At 46.4% G+C, this 23,481-nt stretch carries 21 protein-coding genes and 3 tRNA genes; 11 read left to right on the forward strand and 13 right to left on the reverse strand.

The window, feature by feature from the left end; genetic code table 11:
• Positions 1-26 precede the first annotated feature (26 nt).
• A complete protein-coding gene (locus BMZ72_RS35810; RefSeq protein ID WP_177223048.1) occupies positions 27-482 on the reverse strand; it encodes a DUF4258 domain-containing protein in 456 nt (151 codons plus the stop codon).
• 110 nt (positions 483-592) lie between these two features.
• On the opposite strand from BMZ72_RS35810, the gene mtaB reads away from it, so the two are divergent.
• The 5 genes from mtaB (at position 593) to BMZ72_RS35835 (ending at position 3,537) form a co-directional block, all read left to right on the forward strand.
• Positions 593-1,870, forward strand: coding sequence for a tRNA (N(6)-L-threonylcarbamoyladenosine(37)-C(2))-methylthiotransferase MtaB (gene mtaB, locus BMZ72_RS35815; RefSeq protein ID WP_089816314.1), 1,278 nt, complete (start codon positions 593-595; stop codon positions 1,868-1,870).
• 226 nt (positions 1,871-2,096) lie between these two features.
• Positions 2,097-2,171, forward strand: a tRNA-Val gene (locus tag BMZ72_RS35820).
• A 30-nt stretch (positions 2,172-2,201) separates the two neighbouring features.
• Positions 2,202-2,276, forward strand: a tRNA-Val gene (locus tag BMZ72_RS35825).
• Positions 2,277-2,373: 97 nt separating this feature from the next.
• Positions 2,374-2,448 (forward strand) — tRNA-Val (locus BMZ72_RS35830).
• A gap of 93 nt (positions 2,449-2,541) precedes the next feature.
• Positions 2,542-3,537, forward strand: coding sequence for a methylenetetrahydrofolate reductase (locus BMZ72_RS35835; RefSeq protein WP_089816316.1), 996 nt, complete (start codon positions 2,542-2,544; stop codon positions 3,535-3,537).
• A 140-nt stretch (positions 3,538-3,677) separates the two neighbouring features.
• Here the strand turns inward: BMZ72_RS35835 and BMZ72_RS35840 are convergent, their stop codons facing one another.
• Positions 3,678-5,837, reverse strand: coding sequence for a cation:proton antiporter (locus BMZ72_RS35840; protein WP_089816318.1), 2,160 nt, complete (start codon positions 5,835-5,837; stop codon positions 3,678-3,680).
• Positions 5,838-5,979: 142 nt separating this feature from the next.
• Between BMZ72_RS35840 and BMZ72_RS35845 the strand changes: the two genes are divergently transcribed.
• Positions 5,980-6,309: an ATP-dependent Clp protease adaptor ClpS gene (locus BMZ72_RS35845; RefSeq protein WP_255373385.1), complete on the forward strand. Its 330-nt coding sequence runs from the start codon at positions 5,980-5,982 to the stop codon at positions 6,307-6,309.
• Positions 6,309-6,953: a leucyl/phenylalanyl-tRNA--protein transferase gene (gene aat, locus BMZ72_RS35850; RefSeq protein ID WP_089816320.1), complete on the forward strand. Its 645-nt coding sequence runs from the start codon at positions 6,309-6,311 to the stop codon at positions 6,951-6,953. Before BMZ72_RS35845 ends, aat begins: the two co-directional genes overlap by 1 nt.
• 53 nt (positions 6,954-7,006) lie before the next feature.
• On the opposite strand, the gene BMZ72_RS35855 is transcribed toward aat, so the two are convergent.
• On the reverse strand, positions 7,007-7,930 hold the full coding sequence (locus BMZ72_RS35855; protein WP_089816322.1) for a hypothetical protein: 924 nt from the start codon (positions 7,928-7,930) through the stop codon (positions 7,007-7,009).
• Between the two features lie 135 nt (positions 7,931-8,065).
• Between BMZ72_RS35855 and BMZ72_RS35860 the strand changes: the two genes are divergently transcribed.
• Positions 8,066-8,731 (forward strand): metal-dependent transcriptional regulator, encoded by a 666-nt coding sequence (locus BMZ72_RS35860; RefSeq protein ID WP_089816324.1) that lies wholly within the window; start codon positions 8,066-8,068, stop codon positions 8,729-8,731.
• A 119-nt stretch (positions 8,732-8,850) separates the two neighbouring features.
• A complete protein-coding gene (locus tag BMZ72_RS35865) occupies positions 8,851-10,728 on the forward strand; it encodes an Nramp family divalent metal transporter (protein WP_089816327.1) in 1,878 nt (625 codons plus the stop codon).
• 245 nt (positions 10,729-10,973) lie between these two features.
• On the opposite strand, the gene BMZ72_RS35870 is transcribed toward BMZ72_RS35865, so the two are convergent.
• The 5 genes from BMZ72_RS35870 to BMZ72_RS35890 all read right to left on the reverse strand — a co-directional run bounded on the left by BMZ72_RS35870 (position 10,974) and on the right by BMZ72_RS35890 (position 14,739).
• Entirely contained in the window at positions 10,974-11,714 is a 741-nt protein-coding gene (locus tag BMZ72_RS35870) for a LytR/AlgR family response regulator transcription factor (RefSeq protein ID WP_012794153.1), read from the reverse strand.
• On the reverse strand, positions 11,692-12,750 hold the full coding sequence (locus BMZ72_RS35875) for a sensor histidine kinase (RefSeq protein ID WP_218155330.1): 1,059 nt from the start codon (positions 12,748-12,750) through the stop codon (positions 11,692-11,694). Before BMZ72_RS35875 ends, BMZ72_RS35870 begins: the two co-directional genes overlap by 23 nt.
• Before the next feature lie 25 nt (positions 12,751-12,775).
• Positions 12,776-13,129: a DUF4288 domain-containing protein gene (locus BMZ72_RS35880; protein WP_089816448.1), complete on the reverse strand. Its 354-nt coding sequence runs from the start codon at positions 13,127-13,129 to the stop codon at positions 12,776-12,778.
• Between the two features lie 47 nt (positions 13,130-13,176).
• Complete coding sequence (locus tag BMZ72_RS35885; protein WP_089816330.1) at positions 13,177-13,983, reverse strand: LiaF transmembrane domain-containing protein; 807 nt, start codon at positions 13,981-13,983, stop codon at positions 13,177-13,179.
• A gap of 114 nt (positions 13,984-14,097) precedes the next feature.
• Positions 14,098-14,739, reverse strand: coding sequence for an SGNH/GDSL hydrolase family protein (locus BMZ72_RS35890; RefSeq protein WP_255373386.1), 642 nt, complete (start codon positions 14,737-14,739; stop codon positions 14,098-14,100).
• Positions 14,740-14,875: 136 nt separating this feature from the next.
• Here BMZ72_RS35890 and icd point away from each other — a divergent pair, with 136 nt between their 5' ends.
• A complete protein-coding gene (gene icd / locus BMZ72_RS35895) occupies positions 14,876-16,141 on the forward strand; it encodes an NADP-dependent isocitrate dehydrogenase (protein WP_089816333.1) in 1,266 nt (421 codons plus the stop codon).
• A 189-nt stretch (positions 16,142-16,330) separates the two neighbouring features.
• The gene (locus BMZ72_RS35900; RefSeq protein WP_089816335.1) at positions 16,331-17,563 is read left to right on the forward strand and encodes an NADP-dependent isocitrate dehydrogenase; all 1,233 of its coding nucleotides are present in this window, start codon (positions 16,331-16,333) and stop codon (positions 17,561-17,563) included.
• Positions 17,564-17,623: 60 nt separating this feature from the next.
• On the opposite strand, the gene BMZ72_RS35905 is transcribed toward BMZ72_RS35900, so the two are convergent.
• The 5 genes from BMZ72_RS35905 to BMZ72_RS35925 all read right to left on the reverse strand — a co-directional run bounded on the left by BMZ72_RS35905 (position 17,624) and on the right by BMZ72_RS35925 (position 23,460).
• On the reverse strand, positions 17,624-18,640 hold the full coding sequence (locus tag BMZ72_RS35905) for an aldo/keto reductase (RefSeq protein WP_089816337.1): 1,017 nt from the start codon (positions 18,638-18,640) through the stop codon (positions 17,624-17,626).
• A 560-nt stretch (positions 18,641-19,200) separates the two neighbouring features.
• Entirely contained in the window at positions 19,201-20,094 is an 894-nt protein-coding gene (locus tag BMZ72_RS35910; protein ID WP_255373387.1) for an AraC family transcriptional regulator, read from the reverse strand.
• A gap of 28 nt (positions 20,095-20,122) precedes the next feature.
• Entirely contained in the window at positions 20,123-21,739 is a 1,617-nt protein-coding gene (locus tag BMZ72_RS35915) for a L,D-transpeptidase family protein (protein ID WP_177223049.1), read from the reverse strand.
• 278 nt (positions 21,740-22,017) lie between these two features.
• Positions 22,018-22,845: a transporter family protein gene (locus BMZ72_RS35920; protein ID WP_177223050.1), complete on the reverse strand. Its 828-nt coding sequence runs from the start codon at positions 22,843-22,845 to the stop codon at positions 22,018-22,020.
• A gap of 66 nt (positions 22,846-22,911) precedes the next feature.
• On the reverse strand, positions 22,912-23,460 hold the full coding sequence (locus tag BMZ72_RS35925) for a heavy-metal-associated domain-containing protein (protein WP_089816343.1): 549 nt from the start codon (positions 23,458-23,460) through the stop codon (positions 22,912-22,914).
• Between the last annotated feature and the right edge of the window lie 21 nt (positions 23,461-23,481).

Genomic DNA, 23,481 nt, shown 5'->3' on the forward strand with positions numbered 1-23,481 from the left:
AAATTACAGTATACATATGGAAATACCTAATTACAACTGCAGGACCAATCCTTATCAAGGTCGATACAGGTAACTACGCTGGTGGTATCTTCGCAAGGTGCGAATACTACGCGGAGGTGCTGGCCTTCTTCAGAATAGCCTTCAAGTGCATAGGTGGGACATGGTTCGTCCTGGGGATTCGATTTTTCGGTATTGACACTGCCGGTTTCCAGGATCCCAACTACTTCGGCTTCCGTTACATGACGGCATTCCATACGGCATCTGGCATGCCGTGTGTACTTGAGTGGTGCATGACGGTTAAGTCCTGCAGGTGTCTTTTCGGTGATCTTCTTGTCCCTCTTGTCTGTTGTGGCGATACTTGTGTTATTGTGTGCGGTAACGCGCGGTTGACGCTGCGGTCCTTTCCACCATTGTTGTTGCCAGGCGAGCCATAACAACAGCGTTAATAACAACATAGGTATATACTTACCCTTAGATTTCATGGTCATGCTCTGTTACGAATACATTCAGCATTGCTCGTGCCGGACGGCAATCTAGTACAATTTTAGCAATATAACCAGTATAAAAAAAAGGTGCTACCTTTGCGATCCTTATGACAACAGGTAAAAAAGTAGCATTCCATACCCTCGGCTGTAAGCTGAACTTTTCAGAAACCTCCTCGCTGAGCAGGCTGCTGGAACAGGATGGTTTTGTGAAAACAGATTTCGAAGAGCAGGCGGATGTTTATGTGATCAATACCTGCTCTGTTACCGAAAACGCAGATAAGGAGTGCCGTCACCTGGTACGCCGTATCCAGCGGAGAGCGCCGGAGAGCATGATTGTGATCACCGGCTGTTATGCACAGCTGAAACCAAAAGAGATCGCTGAGATCGAAGGCGTTGACCTCGTACTGGGGGCCGCAGAGAAGTTCAATATTGTGGACCACCTGAAAACCCTTACCAAAGGTGACAGCGCAAAGATCTGCTCCTGCGACATCGAAGATGTCAATACATTCCATGCCTCCTACTCCGTAAACGACCGTACCCGCACCTTCCTGAAGGTACAGGACGGCTGTGACTATACCTGCACCTTCTGTACCATCCCGATGGCCAGAGGTAAAAGCCGTAGTGACAGTGTTGCCCGCGTAGTAGAACACGCCCATTCCCTGGCGGCTTCCGGCGTAAAAGAGATCGTGCTGACCGGTATCAACCTCGGCGATTTCGGAAAAGGCCTGGAAGGCGGCAAGAAAAGAGAAGAAACTTTCTTTGAACTGATACAGGAGCTGGACAAAGTGGAAGGTATCGAGCGGTACCGCATCTCCTCCATCGAACCCAACCTGCTGAGTAATGAGATCATCGAATTTGTGGCTAACAGCAAACGCTTCATGCCTCATTTCCATATTCCTTTACAGAGCGGCAGTAATGATATACTAGGGCTGATGCGCCGTCGTTACCGTCGTGAACTGTATGCAGAAAAGGTCGCGCTGATCAAACAGTTTATGCCACATTGCGCCATCGGCGTGGATGTCATTGTAGGCTTCCCGTCTGAATCAGAGGCGCATTTCCAGGAAACGTACGATTTCCTGCACGGACTGGATATCTCCTACCTGCACGTATTCACTTACTCAGAAAGAGCCAACACCGCCGCACTTGACATTACCCCTGTAGTGCCTGTGAACGTACGCAATGAGCGGAATAAAATGCTGCGTAACCTGAGCCATAAGAAACAACAGTACTTCAACGAACAACATGTCGGTGAAACCAGAAAGGTATTGTTTGAAAAACATGGCAAGGACGGTATGATGGAAGGATATACGGACAACTATATTAAAGTCACTACGCCTTACCGCCTGGAATGGACAAATCAGCTGATTGAATGGGAACTGAAGTAGTGTATTTTTGATAAACTCACACTGATAATGTTCCTGCAATAACAAAAAAGTTCTTAATTTATTATTTCAATAAAATCCTTTTCTGCAAAGGATTTGAGAGCATTCATACTTCATAGCCGATTCACTTTTTGATAATTATTCATTAAAAAAATTTGGCAGAATGAAAATACTTTCTACCTTTGCAATCCCATCAGACAAAAGGACTGGTGGTCACGAAGAAAAGAATGGGAGTTTAGCTCAGCTGGTTCAGAGCATCTGCCTTACAAGCAGAGGGTCGATGGTTCGAATCCGTCAACTCCCACTCAGTTACTTTTAAATTTCTTTTTCTTCAGGGAGTTTAGCTCAGCTGGTTCAGAGCATCTGCCTTACAAGCAGAGGGTCGATGGTTCGAATCCGTCAACTCCCACCCAGAAGCTTCATCAACAGGATGATGCTTTTTTTTTGACAAAAATGTTTCCGCTGTATGGCGGTCCTCTCAGGGAAACCTGATAGCGAAAAGATAAGGGAGTTTAGCTCAGCTGGTTCAGAGCATCTGCCTTACAAGCAGAGGGTCGATGGTTCGAATCCGTCAACTCCCACATAGAAAGCTTCATCGTTAGATGAGGCTTTTTTTTTGCCCCATCTTTTTCAATTAAGAATTAACTTGCACTGTTTTTAAAAACCGCCACCCAATGGGCCATACGCTTGCTGATAAAATTAAATCGGGACATTCAAGACTTGTTTTTTACAGCCTTACTCCTCCTAAAATAACTACCAACCAGGATAGGATCGCTGAAATAGCACAGGCACAGGCTGAACGCATCAGTGCTCTTGATATCGATGGACTGATCCTCTATGATATCCAGGATGAAGCTACCAGAACTGAACAGGAAAGAACATTCGCTTTTATACCGACTGTACTGCCGGAACAATATAGCAGGGATTATTTTCATCAGCTGAAAGTTCCCCGTATCATCTATAAAAGTATTGCCAATCTGAATGCTGCGCAGTTTCAGCAATGGTTAACTGACAACACAGATATACAGCACTCCGTGTTTGTAGGCGCTTCTTCTCAGCAACAGATCGAACAAACCAACTTCTCTCTGCTGGATGCTTACGCACTCAGACAACAATATGCACCTAGCCTGGTCATCGGAGGTGTAACCATCCCGGAACGCCATGCGAAGAAAGGAGATGAACACATCAGGCTTACCAGCAAGATGGAACAGGGTTGCAGCTTCTTTGTATCACAGTGCGTGTATAACGTGAATGATACCAAAGATGTACTGGCAGATTATTACTATCACTCCCGTGAAACCAGTCAGACACCTGCACCGATCGTCTTTACACTGGCCCCCTGTGGTTCACTGAAAACATTGCAGTTCATGGAATGGCTGGGCATCAAGGTGCCGAAATGGCTGTATAATGACCTCAAACATTCTAAAGACATCTTACAGGCCTCTATAGACACCTGTCTTAATGTAGCATCTGAACTCCTGGAATATGCTGATAAAAAGAACATGTCCATCGGCTTCAATATCGAAAGTATTTCGATCAAAAAAGACGAGATCAGCGCTTCTATCGATCTGCTGGACCAGGTACTCAAACTGAGTAAACAATCCTTTAAAATGGCACCGGAAAGGTCATTAGGAAAGGTGGTGGAAGAAGTGAGAATGCCACATTATTAATTAAGGATTAACATCAATAATCTTCAAATAAACCAAAAGAGGCGTCCGGCAAAATGGACGCCTCTTTTGATTTATAATGACTGCTACGATCTTCGCGGCATTCAATTCTTAATCCTTAATTTTTAATTCTTAATTTTCCTTTACCGCTTCCCTTTCAAGATCCTCCTCACTGCTTTACCCAGTTTATTCAGATTCGCCAGCTGCTCCTGAATAGGCGCCAGGGTAAGATCTTCCGGCTGTACACCGGCTTCAATATAATCGATCTCCTGTTGTTCCGGATAGATCAGCACAATGTTATGTGCCGGGAAATGGCGGCTCAGCCTTCCCGGCATACCATCCAGATAAGGACGATGAGACAACGTACCCTTACGGGCTGCCACTACCATTACCAGGTCATTCTTCGTGATATCTTTCGCCAGTAAAAGCAGTTCTTCGATATTGTCAAACTGTTTGAAGTTGATCTCTATGCTGAGTTTAAACTGTTGCAGATAAGCTTCTATGGCTTTCTGCGTATTCGTACTACAACAGATCATCAGCCTCGCTCCTATCTGCTTGCTGAGCAGGAAGACCTTCTGAATGTAATGCAGGAAGCCTATTTCATATTCTGCATTTTTGGGCATCACCAGCACCAGCTTTTTAGTCGCATTCAATGGATAATGGAAGTCGCATACATAGATCGTTTCCCTTACACTTTGTAATACGTTGTCCAGCGTCGTACCGAAGATCGAACCAAACAAACGTTCTGTCGTACTGTTATTCTTATCTGTCCAGCCCAGCACCACGTCTGTGATCATCAGTTCCTTTGCTGCTCTCGCAATACCATCCGATACGTTCAGGTCAATACGTGTCACCGCCTGTACCTTACTTTCTGTAGCACCTGCATACATCACAGCTGCTTCCATGATCTTGTTGGTCAGCGCTACTTTCTGTTTCGCCTCTTCATCATCCTGCACTACTGCCAAAGGATAAATGGGCGTATGCGTGTCCGGATCCTTGATCATCAGCGCAAAGTCCAGTAAAGGTTCCATATGTCCCTGCCGGGAGATCGGCACCAGTACTCTTTCCTGTGTATCTTCTGTGGCAGGTTTACGTTCTGCTTCTATGATCGCCAGTTTGCGGCCCGCGCTCTCTGTTACGAAAGAACCGGCCAGACAGGTAATCAGGATCAGCACGACGGTACCATTCAGTACATGTTCGTTGATGATCCCCATATTAAATCCGATCAGTATCACTGCAATCGTTGCGGCTGCATGCGAACTGCTCAGCCCAAATATTACATTCCGTTGTGTAGATGTATAACCAAAACTCAGTTGCGTAAAAAATGCCGCGAGGTATTTACTGACAAGCGCCATTGTGGTCAGCACACCGGCTATCAGTAAGGCTTCCGGTCCTTTGAGCAGTACACGCAGATCTACCAGCATCCCCACGCTGATCAGAAAGAAAGGAATGAATAATGCATTACCGGTGAACTCAATCCTGTTCATCAGCGGAGAGGTATGCGGAATCAGCTGATTCAATGCAAGTCCGGCGAGGAAGGCCCCGATAATCCCTTCCACACCTGCCAGTTCGGCCAGGAAAGCAGCCAGAAATACCAGCGCCAGCACAAAGATGAAGTGAGAGGTTTTATCGTCTTTGATCTTCTTGAAAAACCAGCGACCTATCATCGGAAATATCCAGAGAATGATGGTGGCAAAGACCACCAGTGACACCGACAGACGAATCCAGAACTGTGTGTTCAGATTACCGGCCGCAGCTCCTGTAATGATCGCCAGTATGACCAGTACGGCGGTATCTGTAATGATCGTACCTCCTACCGCTACCGTGACCGCTTCATTTTTAGTGATACCCAGCCGGCTTGCCAATGGATAAGCTACCAGCGTATGGGTGGCAAACATACTGGAAACCAGCAGCGTAGCCATAAAATTAAAGTGCAGCACATACATGCAGATGACATATCCTAAAATGAGTGGGATGAAAAAGGTAAAGGCGCCAAATACCAGACTACGGTTCCGGTTTTTCCTGAACTCGGTCATGTCCAGCTCTAGTCCGGCGAGGAACATGATATACAACAGACCTGCCTTTCCAAACAGGTCAATACTACCTTTCTCGATGATCTTAAACCCATGATCTCCGATCGCCATACCTGCCAGGATCAGTCCGATGATACTGGGAATACGGAACTTACGGAGGATAATAGGAGCTAACAGGATGATAAATAACACCAGTGAAAAAATCGGAATAGGGTCTTTCAGCGGTAGCTTAATATCTATCAATAACTTAATGCCGTTCAATACATTCATAACCTAATTGCTAGTGTTTACAATAATAGTAATTCTCGCTCAATGCTCACTGATTATGTTAAATATGTGATTTTCATATTCATCTGTGCCGCGCTACACTAAAACATTCCTATTTAATTTAACGATTATTAAGCGTAGTTTTGTGGAAAGTTTTTACCGGATTATGAGCCAGCGTAATCAAACAGGCACGAAGATTCAAGAATGGGAAGACGTATTGGTAGCTGAAGACGAACAGTTTCCCTTCAGCCTTATCGTTTGGAATGATGAGGTTAATACATTTGACTGGGTGATACAGTCGCTGATCGAAGTATGTGACCATACTCAGGAACAGGCTGAACAATGCGCTCTGATCATTCACCACAACGGTAAGTATGCCGTGAAACAGGGCGAATTCACCCGCCTTCGCCCGATGTGCGAAGCTCTGCTGGACAGAGGCATCAGCGCTACCCTTGAAGAAGCGGTAGAAGGATAATGCCCATATTTGAGCTTTCAGAAGATTTGATTTTCCCGCCTGTCGATCTGGCTGAGCCGGATGGATTGCTGGCCTATGGCGGAGACTTATCCGCAGAACGCTTATTGCTTGCCTATAGTGAAGGCATCTTTCCCTGGTATGATGAACCACCTATCCTCTGGTGGAGTCCCGATCCAAGATTCGTATTATTTCCCGAAGATTTAAAGATATCCGCCAGCATGAAACAGGTGCTGAAGAAGGGCATATTCACTATTACGGTGAATAAGGATTTCCCTGCGGTCATTGCCGGCTGCAGAAAGGTACCCCGCCGCGGACAGGACGGTACCTGGATCACCCGTGATGTGGAAAAAGCCTATATCTCTTTACATAAAGCAGGTTATGCACATTCTGTAGAATGCTGGCAGAACGGTGAACTGGTAGGTGGATTCTATGGTATTCAGCTGGGAACCAGTTTCTTTGGTGAATCAATGTTCTCGCTCGTCAGCAATGCCTCCAAAGCAGCCTTTATCACCTTTGTGCAATATGCCGCCGGCAAAGGTATCACCCTGATCGATTGCCAGGTATATACCGACCACCTGGCCTCACTGGGAGCCGGTATGATACCAAGAGCAGAATTCCTCCGCATCATCAAAAAAGACCAATAAAAAACTCCGCCCTGTTGGTACAAAGCGGAGTCTGTTACTATACTGATCTGTACTTACTTTGCTTTTTTCTTCGCGTAACTTCCTTCAAAGAAACAACGCACGCCCCTGTAAGCGCCACAACCACCGATCTCTTTGATACTCACTCTACCGGCAGCAAACTGGAATGCGATACCGCAGTCAGTCTCCTTATCCTTGTATTCGCCTTTATTAGCGCCGGTAAAATGACCTGTACCGGATAATTCTCCTTTACAGCCTGTCTTATTAGAGAAAGAAATAAAGAACTGGAAAGATTTAGGATCATCGCCATCACGTACAGACACCAGGCTGTTTTCACCGCTTACATAATCACCAGAGAGTTTATGTGCCGCTTTCAGCGTGTCTATCGGATTGAATAACTGACCTGCTCCCGGATCACCGGTGGTATTGGTCATAATCAATGTCGTACTGCCATTGTCAGATACCCCAAAGAAATCTTCACGGGTGGATCTGTGGCCAGGTTCCAGTTCCCGCTCATTGGTCACTTTGATGACCTGACGGGTATCTATTGAGAAATAAAATACATCGCTTTTATCAGCCACTTTACCTGCCGGCAGGCGGTTCAGGTAATGACCTTTTTTATCCAGGAAGCATATATAAGCGGTAGTTGCTGTTTTACCCACTGCTTTTACCACAAAGTAATTCACAGCAGCGCCGTCAACAGCAGCCACCGGATAGAACTTAATAGTCGCTCCCTCCGGGAAATCAGATTTACCCAGGGTATCTGTCAGGAACTGTTTCAGTACTTCCGGAGAAATACCGGCAGTATCCGATTTTTTGTTCGCCAGCTCTTCCGGCATCAGTTTATAAGGCAGTTTAGCCTCTGCAAACAAGTGGCGGAAGTCTTCAAATGTGAAGTCATCCTTACCTGATTTGTTCTTTTTTGAGCCACATCCGGCCAGCAGACCGATAGTCAACAGCGCTAATACTAGCTTATTCATGCGTATATGCTTGTTTATTACGGCCGAAAAGTTAGAGAAAAAAATGATATGATCAAAATAAGGACCCCACCCGGAGCGTTGCGTTTGCATTTCTGGCAATAATTATTTAGATTTACCTAAACTTTATTTTAAGGAATGATGAATTTGACGATTGCTGAGGAGAACTACATTAAGTCGATTTATAAACTGGAGGAAGAAGGACAGGAAGCGGTCAGCACGAACGCCTTAGCTGGTGAACTGGAAACCAAGCCGGCATCTGTAACAGATATGGCGAAAAAACTGAAGGAAAAGAAGCTTATTTCCTACGAAAAATACCAGGGTATCAACCTGACCGCTGAAGGTAAAAAAGCGGCGCTGAATATCATCCGGAGGCATCGTCTCTGGGAATGTTTTCTGGTAGATAAATTATCATTCAGCTGGGAAGAGGTACATGAACTGGCGGAAGAACTGGAACATGTACGCAGCGAGAAACTGATCAACCGTCTCAGCGAATTCCTGGGAAATCCGCAGATAGATCCTCATGGCGATCCTATTCCTGATGCACAGGGTAAAATGGGTAAGCCCCGTCCGCAAACACCGCTTGATAAAGCCAGGGCCAAACGACTGGAAGTCGTGGCTGTTTCTGATAAATCAACCGCATTACTGGAGTTCCTGAATGCCAAAGGCATCCGCTTGGGCACACAACTGGACGTCATAGAACGTTACGAATTCGACAACTCTATCGAACTAAAAATACGAAACCAGCCTGCCTTCACCATCAGTGAACAGGTATCAAAAAATATAATGGTCAAACCGATATAACGCAGTCCGTAGCGGCCGCTTACAGCCCACCGGAACACATGGGACAGACTAAAAAATTCAACCTGCACTACCGGTATATCACCGGGTCACCGGCCAGCAGACTGCATAACAGCTAAAATATGAATCATCAGCACACTTCGTTAGGCGAAGTTCATCAAAGCGTAGATACTACCGTTCCCAGCACCAGCCGCTGGCGTAAACTGCTCTCTTTCTTCGGACCGGCATATCTTGTCAGCGTGGGTTATATGGACCCGGGCAACTGGGCGACCGATCTCGCGGGTGGCAGCCAGTATGGTTACACCCTGCTCTGGGTACTGCTTATGAGTAACCTCATGGCCCTGCTGCTGCAAACACTGAGCGCCCGTCTGGGTATCGTGAGAGGAAGAGACCTTGCACAGGCCAACCGTGAAACCTATCCTGCCGGCGTTAACTTTATACTTTATATACTGGCCGAAATCGCTATTGCCGCCACTGACCTGGCGGAAGTACTGGGTATGGCCATCGGTATACAACTGCTGACAGGTCTTCCATTGGAATGGGGCGTTAGCATCACCGTATTTGATACTTTCCTCCTGCTGGTTTTACAGCGTTATGGCATCCGGAAAATGGAAGCCTTCATTATCGCATTAGTGGCCATTGTAGGCATCTCTTTTCTTGTGGAACTGTTTATGGCCAAACCTGTATTAAGCGAGGTCGTAACGGGCTTTAAACCTATTATTCCTGACAATGCCGCCCTGTATATCGCTATCGGTATCATCGGTGCTACTGTCATGCCGCATAATCTCTACCTGCACTCTGCACTGGTACAGACCCGTAAGATCAAAAGAGATGAACAGGGTATACGGCAGGCTTTGAAACTGAACTTTATTGATAGTGCGGTGGCCCTGAATCTGGCCTTCTTTGTGAATGCCGCCATCCTGATACTTGCTGCAGCTGTCTTCTTCAAAACCGGCCGTACCGATGTTGCAGAAATACAGGATGCGCATCAGTTGCTGGAAGGTTTGCTGGGGAATAAATGGGCGCCTACCTTATTTGCGATTGCATTGATCGCTGCGGGACAAAGCTCCACCGTAACTGGTACCCTGGCTGGCCAGATCGTGATGGAAGGTTACCTGCGGCTGCGTATTAATCCCTGGCTGCGCCGTCTGCTGACACGCCTGCTGGCCATCGTGCCGGCCCTCCTGGTGATCCTGCTGGCGGGTCCTGAAAAGGTAGGCGAATTGCTGGTGTTCAGTCAGGTGCTGTTAAGTCTGCAGTTAGGCTTTGCCATCATCCCGCTCATTCACTTTGTGAGCGATAAAAAGACAATGGGGACTTATGCAGTCAATACACCGGTAAAAATTATCAGCTGGATCATCACTGCTGTACTCGTATACCTCAATACCCGCATGGTGTTTACAGAAGCAGTAAAATATATCGGTGGCGATGGTAATATCCTGGTGGATATCCTGATTATTGCGGCCGGCATAGGCTTCCTGGTACTGATTGCGATCACAGTGGCCTATCCGCTGATCAGCCGTTATCAACAGAAAGCGTCTGCCCGTATTCATACAACACCTGACTTTTCACTGGGTGATATCCAGCCGCCTGTATACCAGCGCATCGCACTGGCGCTTGACTTCAGTAAGGATGATGAAAAGATCATTTCCAACGCGCTCGCACATGGTAATCCACAGACGGAATACCTGCTGATCCATATCGTGGAAAGTGCGTCTGCAAGATACCTGGGGAGAGAGTCTGATGACTTTGAAACAAGGAAGGACCAGGAGCAGATGGACGCTTACATCAATCTTTTACGCGCCAGAAATATACGCGCAAAAGGCTTACTGGGTTACCGTCACCGTGCGGAAGAGATCGTGCGTATCGTAAAAGAAGAAAAGGCCGATTTCCTGATCCTGGGCGGACATGGACATACCGGTATCAAGGACTGGATCTATGGTGAGACAACCAATCAGGTGCGACATAAGGTAAGAATACCGGTGCTCGTCGTACAATAAACAAATAGCATATTTATCTTTACAGATAATCAAGCCGTAGTTACTGACAAAATATTGTTAAGTAACTGCGGCTTTTCTTATTTACTTATCTGACTATAGTTACCCTTCGTTAGTCCTTCCTTTCCGAACGAAAGACTAATGTAGAAGAACTATAGTCTGACTACTTTCCGACCATTATTTCCCCAAAAAAGAAAGGGAAAGATCATTAAGATCCTTCCCTCGTCTCCTGAAAAAAGCAATATATCTTACAATCCCAGTGATGCTTTCAGTCTGGGATAACCTGTCTTACTAACCGGTACTTTCGCACCTGATTTCAATATAGCCAGATGATTTTCTTTTTCATATGGCTCGATACGCGTTACCTGATTTACATTCAGCATATAAGAGCGGTGTACGCGTGCAAACTGTTGCGGGTCCAGCGATTTCTCGAAGAACTGCATTGTTTTATTTTTAAGGAAGGTACCTTCCGGAGTAACGATCTTTACATAATCATCTGCCGCTTCAAGGTAGTGTATATCCTGTACGGGAATGATTTTGATCTTACCATTGATCTTTACCACGACCCTGTTGCTCTGCATCGGCGAAGCACCAGCTGTATCCAGTAAAGCGGCGGTCTGCTGCATTTCATCTGCTACACGGCGGTCCAGCCATTTGGAGACAGCTTTATCAAAACGTTCTTTTGAAAAAGGTTTCAGCAGATAGTCGATGGCATTCACTTCGAATGCGCGGATCGCATGTTCTTCAAAAGCAGTGGTGAATATAACCGCGGGCAATGATTCCACGAGTTCCAGCATTTCAAAGCCATTGATCTTTGGCATCTGTACATCGAGAAAAATGATATCGGGTTGTTGCTGTTGTATGGCTTTCAATCCTTCAAAACCATCTCCGCATTCCTGCATCAGTTGTATCTGAGAGAAGGACTGGAGATATTCTTTCACGATCTCACGCGCCAGGGGTTCATCATCAATTATTACTGCTTTTATCATATAGTTGCGGCACTTTAATCAGGGTGGTAAAAATGTTTCCGTTTTTGTTTGTTTCCAGCAGGTCCTGTCTTCCGAAGAGCAGGTACAATCTGCGCTGGATAGATGCGAGTCCGAAGCCAGTGCCGGCAGGCGCCTGCAATTCCGGATCGAATGGATTCTGCACCTGTATATGGAGCATATCGTCCGACTGCCATGCATTGATCGCAATCGTGATAGCGTCTGTTGTATCGTATAGTCCGTATTTGATGGCATTCTCCACAACAGGTTGCAGCAGCATAGGCGGCAGTTTAAATGTTGTGGCGCTGTCTTCGGCAGTGATGTCGGTGGACAGGCGGTGCCCAAAGCGGACCTTTTCTATGTCAAGATATAATTGCAGGTACTGCATTTCTTCCGGTAGCAGTATCCATTGCTGGTCTTCACGTTTCAGCGTACCACGCAGGAAATCACTCAGCTTCAGTACCATTTCTCTTGCCTGCTGCGGACGTAAGGCGATCAGTGCATTGATAGAGTTCAGACTGTTGAACAGGAAGTGCGGCTGTAACTGCTGTCTCAGTTTGAACAGCTCTGCTTCTCTTGCCATGCGTTCTATGGCTTCTTTACGGGCGAGTTCCTGTTCCTGTTCTGCCATATCATACCACATCAGTGTTTTCATCCCGATGAAGATGACGATCAGCCATCCCATAATAAATCTGATGGGGATTGCAAAGAATAACCAGTGCTGATAATAAGGGGTGGATCCAAACATTTCACCCATGATCCAGAAACAGCCGCCTGCCCACATAAAGGTCAGTACCGAACAGTAGATCAGCAGGAAGATATATTTACCTTTTGCCGGTCTGTAATGTGATAAGCTGAAACAAACGCCTACTCCTGTCAATGCCAGCGTTACGTTGTGGATAACACTGTCTGTCCATGCGATGCTATCGCTGATGTTGAACCAGCATATCAGCAGATAGGCCTGTACGACGGTCGCGACGTAGGTAGCCACTATTAAGGTCCATCTGAATGATTTATTTGCCAGTAGATGATTTGCCAAGGAGTACGGAATAAGAATGAAAAAATCAGGCGCGTTTATCGATCAGGCTGGGTCCTTTCAGGTGAGCGGCCTTCACCTGAAGCCAGGAAATATAAGCATTGGCATCTTCCGGTTCTTCGATGCGGGAATAGAGTTCCATACCATCGTCCAGAGCGGAAAGATTGTTTACTTCCGGTACGTTGATGAAACGCCATTCCACCATTTCCTGCCGCTGATTCTTAAAGGCGTATTGTTCCTGTACACCGATCTGGCAGGCACGTCTCCAGGCGTCTTCTCTTGTATCGGCACTGATCAGTCTTAACTGCTCGTCAAATTGAGGGGTATGATCACCATTACCGCTGATGATCTGGTAAACGATTTTAGCTACAAACCACTGCATAAAATCTATCATTAAAAAGGTGAAATAAAAGTTAGTCAGCCGTTGATTCAGACATAGTTTCTGATCTCCACTCCACCGAAGATGCAGGTACCTTTGAGTACGAAGATCTTTTCAGAGTTGCTGGCATTGGAGAGGAGTTCTACCGGGCGTTTATCGGTCACGCCCCCCATGATGATGGTATCCATTTCGATACGCACATCCCAGTTGGTGGGCAGGATGATTTCCACGCCGCCGAAGATACAGGTTACTTCAAACTCGACCCTGTCTTTAAAATCGGACTGGATGAGGTTATAGTCTGCTCCACCGAAGATAGCGGTGACATTGGCGCCTTTGAATTCTTTAGATACAACGGCCCTGTTTTCTCCACTGAATATGACATTGGATTCGATAAAATCTTCTGAGGAAGTCATTGGCGGCATGACACGCAGGTCTTTTTTCATGGAAGACTCCTGACGTTTGCCGAAGAGGATGGCCAGACCAACGATCACAAAGATGGCGGGCCATATGAAGCGGGTCAGGTCATAGCTGAGCATCAGGTAATCTTTGGCGAAGAAGACGATACCTACCAGCATTACGATCAGACCACCCCAGTTTTTAAACTTACTGGCTGCCAGGAGGATACCACCGATCACGATCAGCAGCAGCTGCCAGGAGAATACCCATTCAGGCATTGCGAGGTCAAGGCTTCTCAGAAAAAGAAACAGACCGATGAGTATAAAGATGAGGCCTTTGTTGATCCTGCTGCCTTCCCTGTTCTCGCTTTTGCGCTGGATGCGGCGAAGGCGTCTTTCTGCCTTACGTTGCTGTCTTTCACTTGTCCAGCTATCTCCTTTCGTATATTCCTGGTTGTCCATAGATGTTTAATGTTTACGATACAAACTTAGGAAGAGGGCGTGGGTTCCCGAAGCCTATTTAGGCAACAGGTTGGAGAGTTCCGGTGAAAGGCAGGAAAAAGCCGGTAAAAAAGATCATTGCAGGATGGTTCGCATTACACCGGCTAATTTACCGGCCCAGACAGCCATTCCCTTAGCAGAATAGTGTAATCCGTCGCTGGCTACCAGTCCGGGGTCATGTGGCGCTTTACGCGTATCTTCTGTAACATCCAGGTAATGCACCTTAAACTTTTTCGAAACGCTTTTGTTAACCGCATTAAAGGCGTCTATTTCAGCGGCAATCTGTTGCCTGTCACGCCCTTCTGCAAAAGGCACGGCGCCCCAGTCGGGAATAGAGAGTACCACGACCCTGTCTGAATGGTCAGCAGCGAAGTGGATAGCCTGTTTAAGCAGGCGGGTGAATTCGGTCTTGTATTCGGAGACGCTACGGCCACGGTACTGGTTATTGACCCCGATCAGGAGGGTGACGATGCTGAAGGTGTCGGTGACATTGGCCTCCGCGATAGCGGCTTCCAGCTCATCAGTAGTCCAGCCGGTTTTAGCGATGATACGCGGAGGAGCAAGGGAAACCCCCTGTGCTGCCAGCAGTGCGGCTGTCTGATTGGGAAAACGCTCGTTTTCCGGTACGCTTTCGCCAATAGTGTAGCTGTCGCCCAAAGCGAGATAAGTAAATTGGTTGATAGTAGTATCCTGGGAAGGATGATGACCCGGTGTCATAGGGATTTGCTCTTTTTTTGCTCCCAAAAATAAGAAAAAGAGCATTGAACATAGATAGTAGCCCATAAGATGTGTGTTATTCCGTACCTTTGCGCTCGATTATTATAAATTACGAAACTCGTAAAGAAACTGTTTTATGCCGGCAGAAAAAATATCAATGACCAATGGCCAGTTACAGGTGCCCAATGAACCGATTATTCCTTTTATTGAAGGTGACGGAATTGGACCCGATATCTGGCAGGCTAGTGTGCGTGTGTTTGACGCCGCTGTTGAAAAGGCCTACGGTGGAAAAAGAAAGATAGAATGGAAAGAAGTGCTGGCTGGAGAGAAAGCATTCCAGCAGACAGGTGAGTGGCTGCCAAAAGCGACACTGGAAGCATTCAAAGAATACCTGGTTTCCATCAAAGGACCTTTATCTACACCGGTAGGTGGCGGTATCCGTTCCCTGAACGTAGCAATGCGCCAGGAACTGGACCTGTATGCCTGTGTACGCCCTGTACGTTGGTTTGATAAAGTACCTTCTCCTGTAAAACATCCGGAAAAGGTAGACATGGTGATCTTCCGTGAGAACACAGAAGATATCTATGCCGGTATAGAATATATGTACGGAACACCGGAAGCTGAAAAGCTGCTGAACTTCCTGCAGAACGAAATGGGTGTTAAAAAGATCCGTTTCCCTGAAACTTCTTCCCTGGGTATCAAACCAGTGTCCAAAGAAGGTACGGAAAGACTGGTTCGTGCTGCATTGAAATATGCGATTGAGCAGAAACTGCCTTCCCTGACCCTGGTACACAAGGGTAATATCATGAAATTCACTGAAGGTGGCTTCAAAAACTGGGGCTACGAACTGGCAGCACGCGAGTTTGGTGAGCAGGTATATACCTGGGAACAGTGGGAAGCCACTAAAAAAGCAAGCGGCGAAGACGAAGCGAATAAAGAACTGAATGTAGCCATTGCACATAAAAAACTGATCGTAAAAGACGTTATCGCGGATAACTTCCTGCAGCAGATCCTGCTGGCGCCACAGGACTACTCCGTAGTAGCTACCCTGAACCTGAACGGTGACTATATCTCCGATGCACTTGCTGCTGCGGTAGGTGGTATTGGTATCGCTCCGGGCGCTAATATTAACTACCTGACCGGCCACGCTGTGTTCGAAGCAACCCACGGTACTGCACCACGCTTCGCTAACACCAATACTATGAACCCCAGCTCCGTTATACTGAGTGGTGTAATGATGCTGGAATACATGGGCTGGAAAGAAGCTGCCGATATCATTGTACACGGCCTCAGCACTGCGATTGCACGTAAACGTGTGACAGTCGATTTCTACAAGCTGATGGACGATGCTACCCTGGTGAAAACCAGCGAGTTTGCAGATGAAATCATCAAGCACCTGTAACCCTACCGGTTACGCAACATAGCTAGTTCCGCTTTTCAAAGCATTGGTTGACAGACAAATTCATTTTTTTGTAAAAGAAATGCTGTCTGCCCCCGCTTAGGAAAGCGGAACTTGTAAATTATGACCGGTTATCGTATATTTCACGATTATCACATGAACACTCGTATCTAATTAAAAATCAAAGTCGAAATGGCAGAAAAAATCAAAGTCGCCAACCCGGTGGTTGAACTGGATGGGGATGAAATGACACGAATCATCTGGAAATTCATTAAAGATAAACTGATCCTTCCTTACCTGGAAGTTGATATCAAATACTATGACCTTGGCATGGAACACCGTGACGCTACAAACGATCAGGTGACCATCGATGCAGCAAATGCGATCAGGGAAATCGGCGTTGGTATCAAGTGTGCCACTATCACTCCGGATGAAGAACGCGTAAAGGAATTCAACCTGAAACAGATGTGGAAATCTCCAAACGGCACTATCCGTAACATCCTGGACGGTACTGTATTCCGCGAGCCAATCGTAACCCAGAACGTACCACGTCTGGTGCCAAACTGGACTGCTCCTATCTGTATCGGTCGTCACGCTTTCGGTGACCAGTACCGTGCAACTGACTTCGTAACAAAAGGTAAAGGTAAACTGACCATCAAGTTCGAAGGCGAAAACGGAGAAGTGATCGAGCACGAAGTATTCAACTTCAAAGGCGACGGCGTTGCCCTGGCGATGTACAACACTGACGAGTCTATCAAAGGATTCGCACGTGCATGTTTCAACCAGGCACTGATGAAAAAATGGCCGCTGTACCTGAGCACCAAAAACACCATCCTGAAAAAATATGATGGTCGTTTCAAAGATATTTTCGAAGAAATTTACCAGAACGAATTCAAAGCTGCATTCCAGACAGCAGGCCTGACCTATGAGCACCGTCTGATCGATGACATGGTTGCGAGCGCACTGAAATGGAACGGTAACTTCGTATGGGCTTGTAAAAACTACGATGGCGACGTACAGTCTGATACCGTAGCACAAGGTTTCGGTTCACTGGGTCTGATGACCTCTACCCTGATCACTCCTGATGGTTCCGTAATGGAAGCTGAAGCAGCTCACGGTACTGTAACCCGTCACTACCGCGATCACCAGGCTGGTAAACCAACTTCCACTAACCCGATCGCTTCCATCTTCGCATGGACCCGCGGTCTGGAATTCCGTGGTCGTCTGGACAAAAACCAGGAACTGATCGACTTCTGTCATGCACTGGAAGCAGTTTGCGTTGAAGTAGTTGAAAGCGGCAAGATGACAAAAGATCTGGCTGTTTGTATTCACGGTAATAAAGTTGAGCACGGAAAACATTATCTTTATACAGAAGAGTTCCTCCAGGAACTGGATAATGCGCTGAAAGCAAAACTGAAAAAGTAAGTACACGTACGTAATACTGATATAAGCAAAGGGCCTTGCAATATGCAAGGCCCTTCTTTTTTACTTACGGTCCCTCCTATAGGCAATCCAGCCTGGATACTCCACCGCCAGCTTACTGACTTCATCCAGCTGCTTTAACTCTTCCGGCGTCAGTGTTACGTCTACTGCTCCCAGATTATCTTCCAGCTGAGACATCTTATTTGCTCCAATGATCACACTGCTCACTGCCGGCTGATGCAACAACCAGGCTAAGGACAGTTGTGCTACAGAAGTGCCTTTGTCTGCCGCCATTACATGCAGTACATCCAGAATATTGAATGCACGCTCTGTATCTACCGGAATAAAGGAGTGATGCTGATAACGGCCTGCTTCTGTCGTTTCTCCGTTTCGCTGGTATTTACCACTCAGCAATCCTGCACACAGCGGACTCCATACCATCAGACCTACGTTTTGGTCTGATAGTGCGGGTACTACGTCCCTTTCCAGTTCTCTTGTTGCAATGGAATAATGGGACTGCATAGAGATATAGCTATGCAAGCCATGTTTATCGGAGACTGCCAGCGCCTTCATCATGTACCAGGCCATATGATTGCTGCCGCCAATATACCTTACCTTACCACTGCTGATCAGATCATCCATCGCTCTCAATGTCTCTTCCAATGGTACCAGCGGGTCCCAGTTGTGTGTCTGATAAAGGTCGATATAGTCAGTCTGCAGACGTTTCAGACTGGCCTCTACCTGCTGCATAATGTGTTTACGGGATAGACCCTGATCATTCACACCTTTACCGGTAGGTGCACAGACCTTCGTAGCCAGCACCAGGTTATCCCTTTTCAGCCCCAGATTCCGGATAGCTTGTCCGGTTAGTTCCTCTGACCTTCCTTCCGCATATATATTGGCAGTATCTATAAAGTTGATCCCTGCATCTACCGCCCGCTTTATCTGTTCATCAACAGCTGGTTGTTCTAATGTGCCGACCATTTCATAAACGCCCTTTCCTTTTCCGCCGAAAGTCATGGTACCCAGACAGAGTGTGGAGACCATTAATCCGGAGTTGCCTAATACCTTGTATTTCATATGATATGATTAAAGTGATTGATGATGCAAAGGTATTTGGAGAAGGAATGGCAAAAGAGCCGGGGTCAAAGAAATAAGTACGAAATTCAAAGAATGAAAGAGCGCTATCCGTGGTGGAAGGAGTTCAGGGGTGAAGCAGTCTATTCAGTGAACAGATTTGCAATAGTAGTAGGTCTTTAAATCGCTTGTGAAAGTATTATGGAGGCTTGTTAGGAGGAGTAAATCTAAAAAGCGATGCTTACATCCACAGAAGCATATCACTGGCCGGACCTGTCTATAAGAAACTTATTCGCAGTAATAATTAAACACAATTAACTCAACCTGTCTGGTAATAGTAAGCAGTACATTACACACACATTGTGCAAACACACGTGCAAAGACCAATGGATGGTCAATGCCAACAAGGGGGCTTTATTCGCAGTAATAATTAAACACAATTAACTCAACCTGTCTGGTAACTAGTAAGCAGTACACTACACACACACATTGTGCAAACACACGTGCAAAGACCAATGGAAGGTCAGTGCCAACAAGGGGGCTTTATTCGCAGTAATAACTAATTACTTTCTCACACCAAGCGGTGTCGTTCCAACATTCTTCTTGAAGAAATTATTAAAGTGATTCGGATACTCAAATCCCAGGCTGTAGCCGATATCAGCGATACTCCAATCCGTATGCTTCAGCAATGCTTTTGCCTCATTCAACAGCCGGTCGGTAATATGGGTGGTCGTAGACTTTCCAGTCACTTCCCTGACCGCAAAATTGAGGTGATTCACATGTATAGATAAAGCAGCTGCGTAGTCGCCAGCTCTTCTAAGCGCAAGTGTACGCTGGGGAGATTCAATGGGGAACTGCCTTTCCAGTAGCTCAATAAACAGTGATGCGATCCGCTCATTGGCATTCCGGTGCCTGGCGCCATTGAGGGCGGGCTGCATCTTCATTGCCTCATGGGTAATGAGCTGAATATAGTTCCGGATGATATCGTACTTATACACATATTCTGACGCTGCTTCAGCGATCATTTTATCAAACAGTGCACGGAAGATGACCAGTTGCTCCTGATTGGGAAAGAAGACATTATCCCCTCCTACTCTGAACAGGGGTGATTCCTGTAAACTCTCAGCCCGCTCACCTGTCTTCAGGAACTGCTCCGTAAACACACACCAGTATCCACAACGGTTTTCATCTTCCGTTTCAAATGAATAAGGCACTAAAGGATTGGAAAATATGATCGCAGGCTGCTCCCTGCTGATATGCACGGTTCTGTCGGCAAAATGAAGTTTGCTTTCACCAATGATGATCCAGATCTTGAAATAATCTCTTCGGTGATAAGGCAGGGAGATCGGTGCACTCGATACCTCATAATAGGCCACATTCACATCCGGAGGTGTGTTATTATGAAAAACCGGCATTCCTGCCCTTACCTTTTCCGCCACTGAGAGATTATCAGACATCCCATAAAGGTACGAAAATCAAATATTCCTAGCGCTTCATCTGCTTCCGCAATATCCTGTCTTCTCCATAGATATCTTCGTGCAGTACCAGACGGCCATCGCGTCCTTCTGCTGTAAAGTACCGGAAATAGATAGGTACGGAATGCTGGATATCGATCTGTTTCTTATCGCCATTGGCCAGCCATCTGCGCATACTATCCCTCGGATGACGGGTATCATCTTTGGTCAGGTACATCGAAAGACTATCCCATTGCTGCACGCGTACACAGCCATGGCTGAGTGCACGGTAGGAATTGGCAAACAGTCCGCGGGCATTGGTATCGTGCAGATAAACGGCGTATTTATTCATGAAATTGAACTTCATGATACCGAGTGAGTTCTCGATACCGTCCATCTGGCGAAGTACATAAGGAAAGTAGTTCTTACTCATCCGACTCCATTTCACGCTATCCGGACTTACCGCATTACCATGGGAATCAATGATTTCCAGGTTCTTTTTTGCCAGGTAAGCGCGATCTCTCTGAATAGCCGGCAGCATTTCCTTGATGGTAATACTGAAAGGTACCCTCCAGTAAGGATACATCACGAAGTTGGTCATGCGGGAGTTCAGCAATGGTGTGCGGGTACGGGGCGCACCGACAATCACTTTGGAGGCCACCGCTACAGTGCCACTGTCTACCAGTTCCATACGGTAACCTGGTACATTTACAAGGATATAACGTTGCGGCAAAGTGTCGGGGAACTTACGCCAGCGGTCCATACTAAGGGCTACCTGTACTTCCCAGTCAGCAAAAGACTTGTTCATTGCCTGAACGGTCTTCTTGCCTGCCTGTCCGTCCTCATACATGTTAAACTCTTTCTGGAAAGCCCTGATCCCCTTTTTCAGGAGCGAGGTATCTGTACTGTGACCACCGGAAGTATCCAGGTGTCCGCTCTGTGCGAGTCGGTTGATCAGCAGCTGGCGATACCCTGGCGTATCTGTATAGGAAAGCGGTAAAGAATCCCACTTCATTTCGCTGTATTTGCCTTTGAAGTTGGTCCAGGCCGATTTCAATAACTGATAGCCCTGATGCTGCGGCTCCTGGGCCCGTAGTGTAGCACCGATAATATGCTGATGGAGTGCGGAGTTGAGGTAGTTGGCGAGCAGGGTGTCCGAATAAACAGAGTCCTTCCGCAATGTGATACTGTCCCGTGGGCCTGTACCAAAACGCAGGTGCGTAGCCATTTTCATAAAAGCGTCCGTCATCAGCAGGTCTACCTGCGCCCAGAGTGTTGCATCTTTTTTGGCGCTTGCATCCTCATGGATACGCTTCATCGCCTGATCCAGGGCTACGCTGTGGTAATCAGCCGGCAGCAATCCTGATTCGTCTGCGTGCATCACATAATAATACATGGAGTCAGCCTGACCATCCAGCACGCCGTTAGACGACCATACCGGATTGTTGCTGGTCTGCTGATAGAAATAGTTCAGCGCCCCGCTGCGAAGCGCAGGTACACTATCCTCCATGACATCCTGGTTATCAGCAATATACTCAAGACGTTCTGTAATATTTTCCGGTATAACTTCACTTAACTGACGTATGTCACCTACAATTTCTCTGTCCCGGAGCACCCGCTTTCTATGGCAGGCAAACAATGAAAACAATACAACTACAAAAATTAGATTGTCCCTTAGAAAACTATACTTCATTGGCGTCAAAACAATGGGTTAAAGATATACAATGCTATATACAAAATCATAAAATATATTGTTTAACGTTAGCAATTGCCGCGCCAGATTCAGCAATAAAGAAAAAGGACAGGCTGGCGCCTGTCCTCCGGAAGAACAACAACTTTACTAAATAGATTGGAATAGTTATTTACAACAATTCTTCTTCACAAACAGTGACTGGAGCAATCGCAGGACTGTTATAACTGCCTTCTTCATTTTCGTTTTGTTGAAATATTGAAAATATTGTGCTCGAACCGTAATGTAAAGGTATTAAATACATTGCGAGACATATCACCAAATAATTCTGTACGGTAAGAAAAATCCAAACGGGTAGAGCTGTTGAAGATGAACTGAATCGCTGGAGCTACGTCCAGGTACTGGTTTCGGCTGACAGCGTCCGTATTTGCCTTCCCTAAAAATTCTACATAAATGTTCAGATTTGTCTGATCATAACTGCGATAACTACGGGGTAAAAGCAGGTAACCTGCTGAAAGACTGTAATTAACGGCGTTAGCGGATAAGTAATCCGGTAAGTTGTCCTTTGTATTATTCAGGAATCTGTTATATCCTACTGTAGCAGAAACAGCCAGTTTGTGAATCAGTTGTGTTGCGATGATACCACCGGAAACACCAGAAGCGCCTCCTTCCAGGTCTAGCTCCTGATTATCATAAGGCTTTACAGCACCTTCACGCATCACGGGCACGAAAGGATTATCAATCACTGAGCCCTTAACATAAGCGGCCATACGGAAATGCGACTGCACATCATCATTGGACAGGAAACGGTATTTGGCATAAACGCTTCCTCCTTCAAATCTGAGAGAAGGCTGCATCTGATTGGAAGCCAGTCCGACCACATGCACCATCAGCTTTTTAGAAATACCCCACATCAGCTCAGGTTCGATACGCATACCGGTTACCCCTTCATGTTCCATTTTAAAAAAACGGTTGGTTACACGGAATCCAAATGAATTAGCCGCCATATTGCTGGCTGGTTCCGTAGAAACGTACAACTCCTGTGCATGCAAAAATGCGGGCATAAGGAGGACGATAAAGAATAAACATCTTTTCATTTACAAGTATTGCGGGACAAAATGCCCAATGGATCAGATAGTAACGTGATAAATGCGTTCAGGAGCGGAATGACCTTCCATTTTGCAGCAGCTGGCCATAACGCCTGTCTGGTAACAAGGCATGGTCGTCTGTGTACTGAACTTTTTGAACTGTTTTGCAGAGACAAAGTCTTTGTCTATCACGGTTATCTGCTGATCGCCTGACAATACCTGATTTTTTGCATTGATGAAGTGGAAAGTTGCGCCCGCATATTTGATATGAGCGTCTTTTTCAACGGCTATCTTATCGAAAGAAGCTGTCAGTACCAGTTTCCCAACAGAAAAACCTGCATCTTCCACCTTCGCTTTTATCTCATCGATATTCACATTAGCGCCGGGTTTAAAAGACAGCAGGAAAGTGGTGTTGTTTAGATCTGTGTCGATCTTATCAACAAAAGGAAGTGTTTTAAGCGCTTCCATAGTGGCGCGTGAACACATGGCGCAGGTCAGTCCTGCGGCCTGTAATGACGCCTTTTTAAACTGTGCGGAAGCGGATGTCTGCAGGCCGATGGCCAGGAATATAATAGCAAATAATGATTTCATGATCTGTGATTTGTAATCGGA

Source organism: Chitinophaga sp. YR627 (genome assembly GCF_900114995.1).
In the GTDB taxonomy this organism is placed as follows: Bacteria; Bacteroidota; Bacteroidia; order Chitinophagales; family Chitinophagaceae; genus Chitinophaga.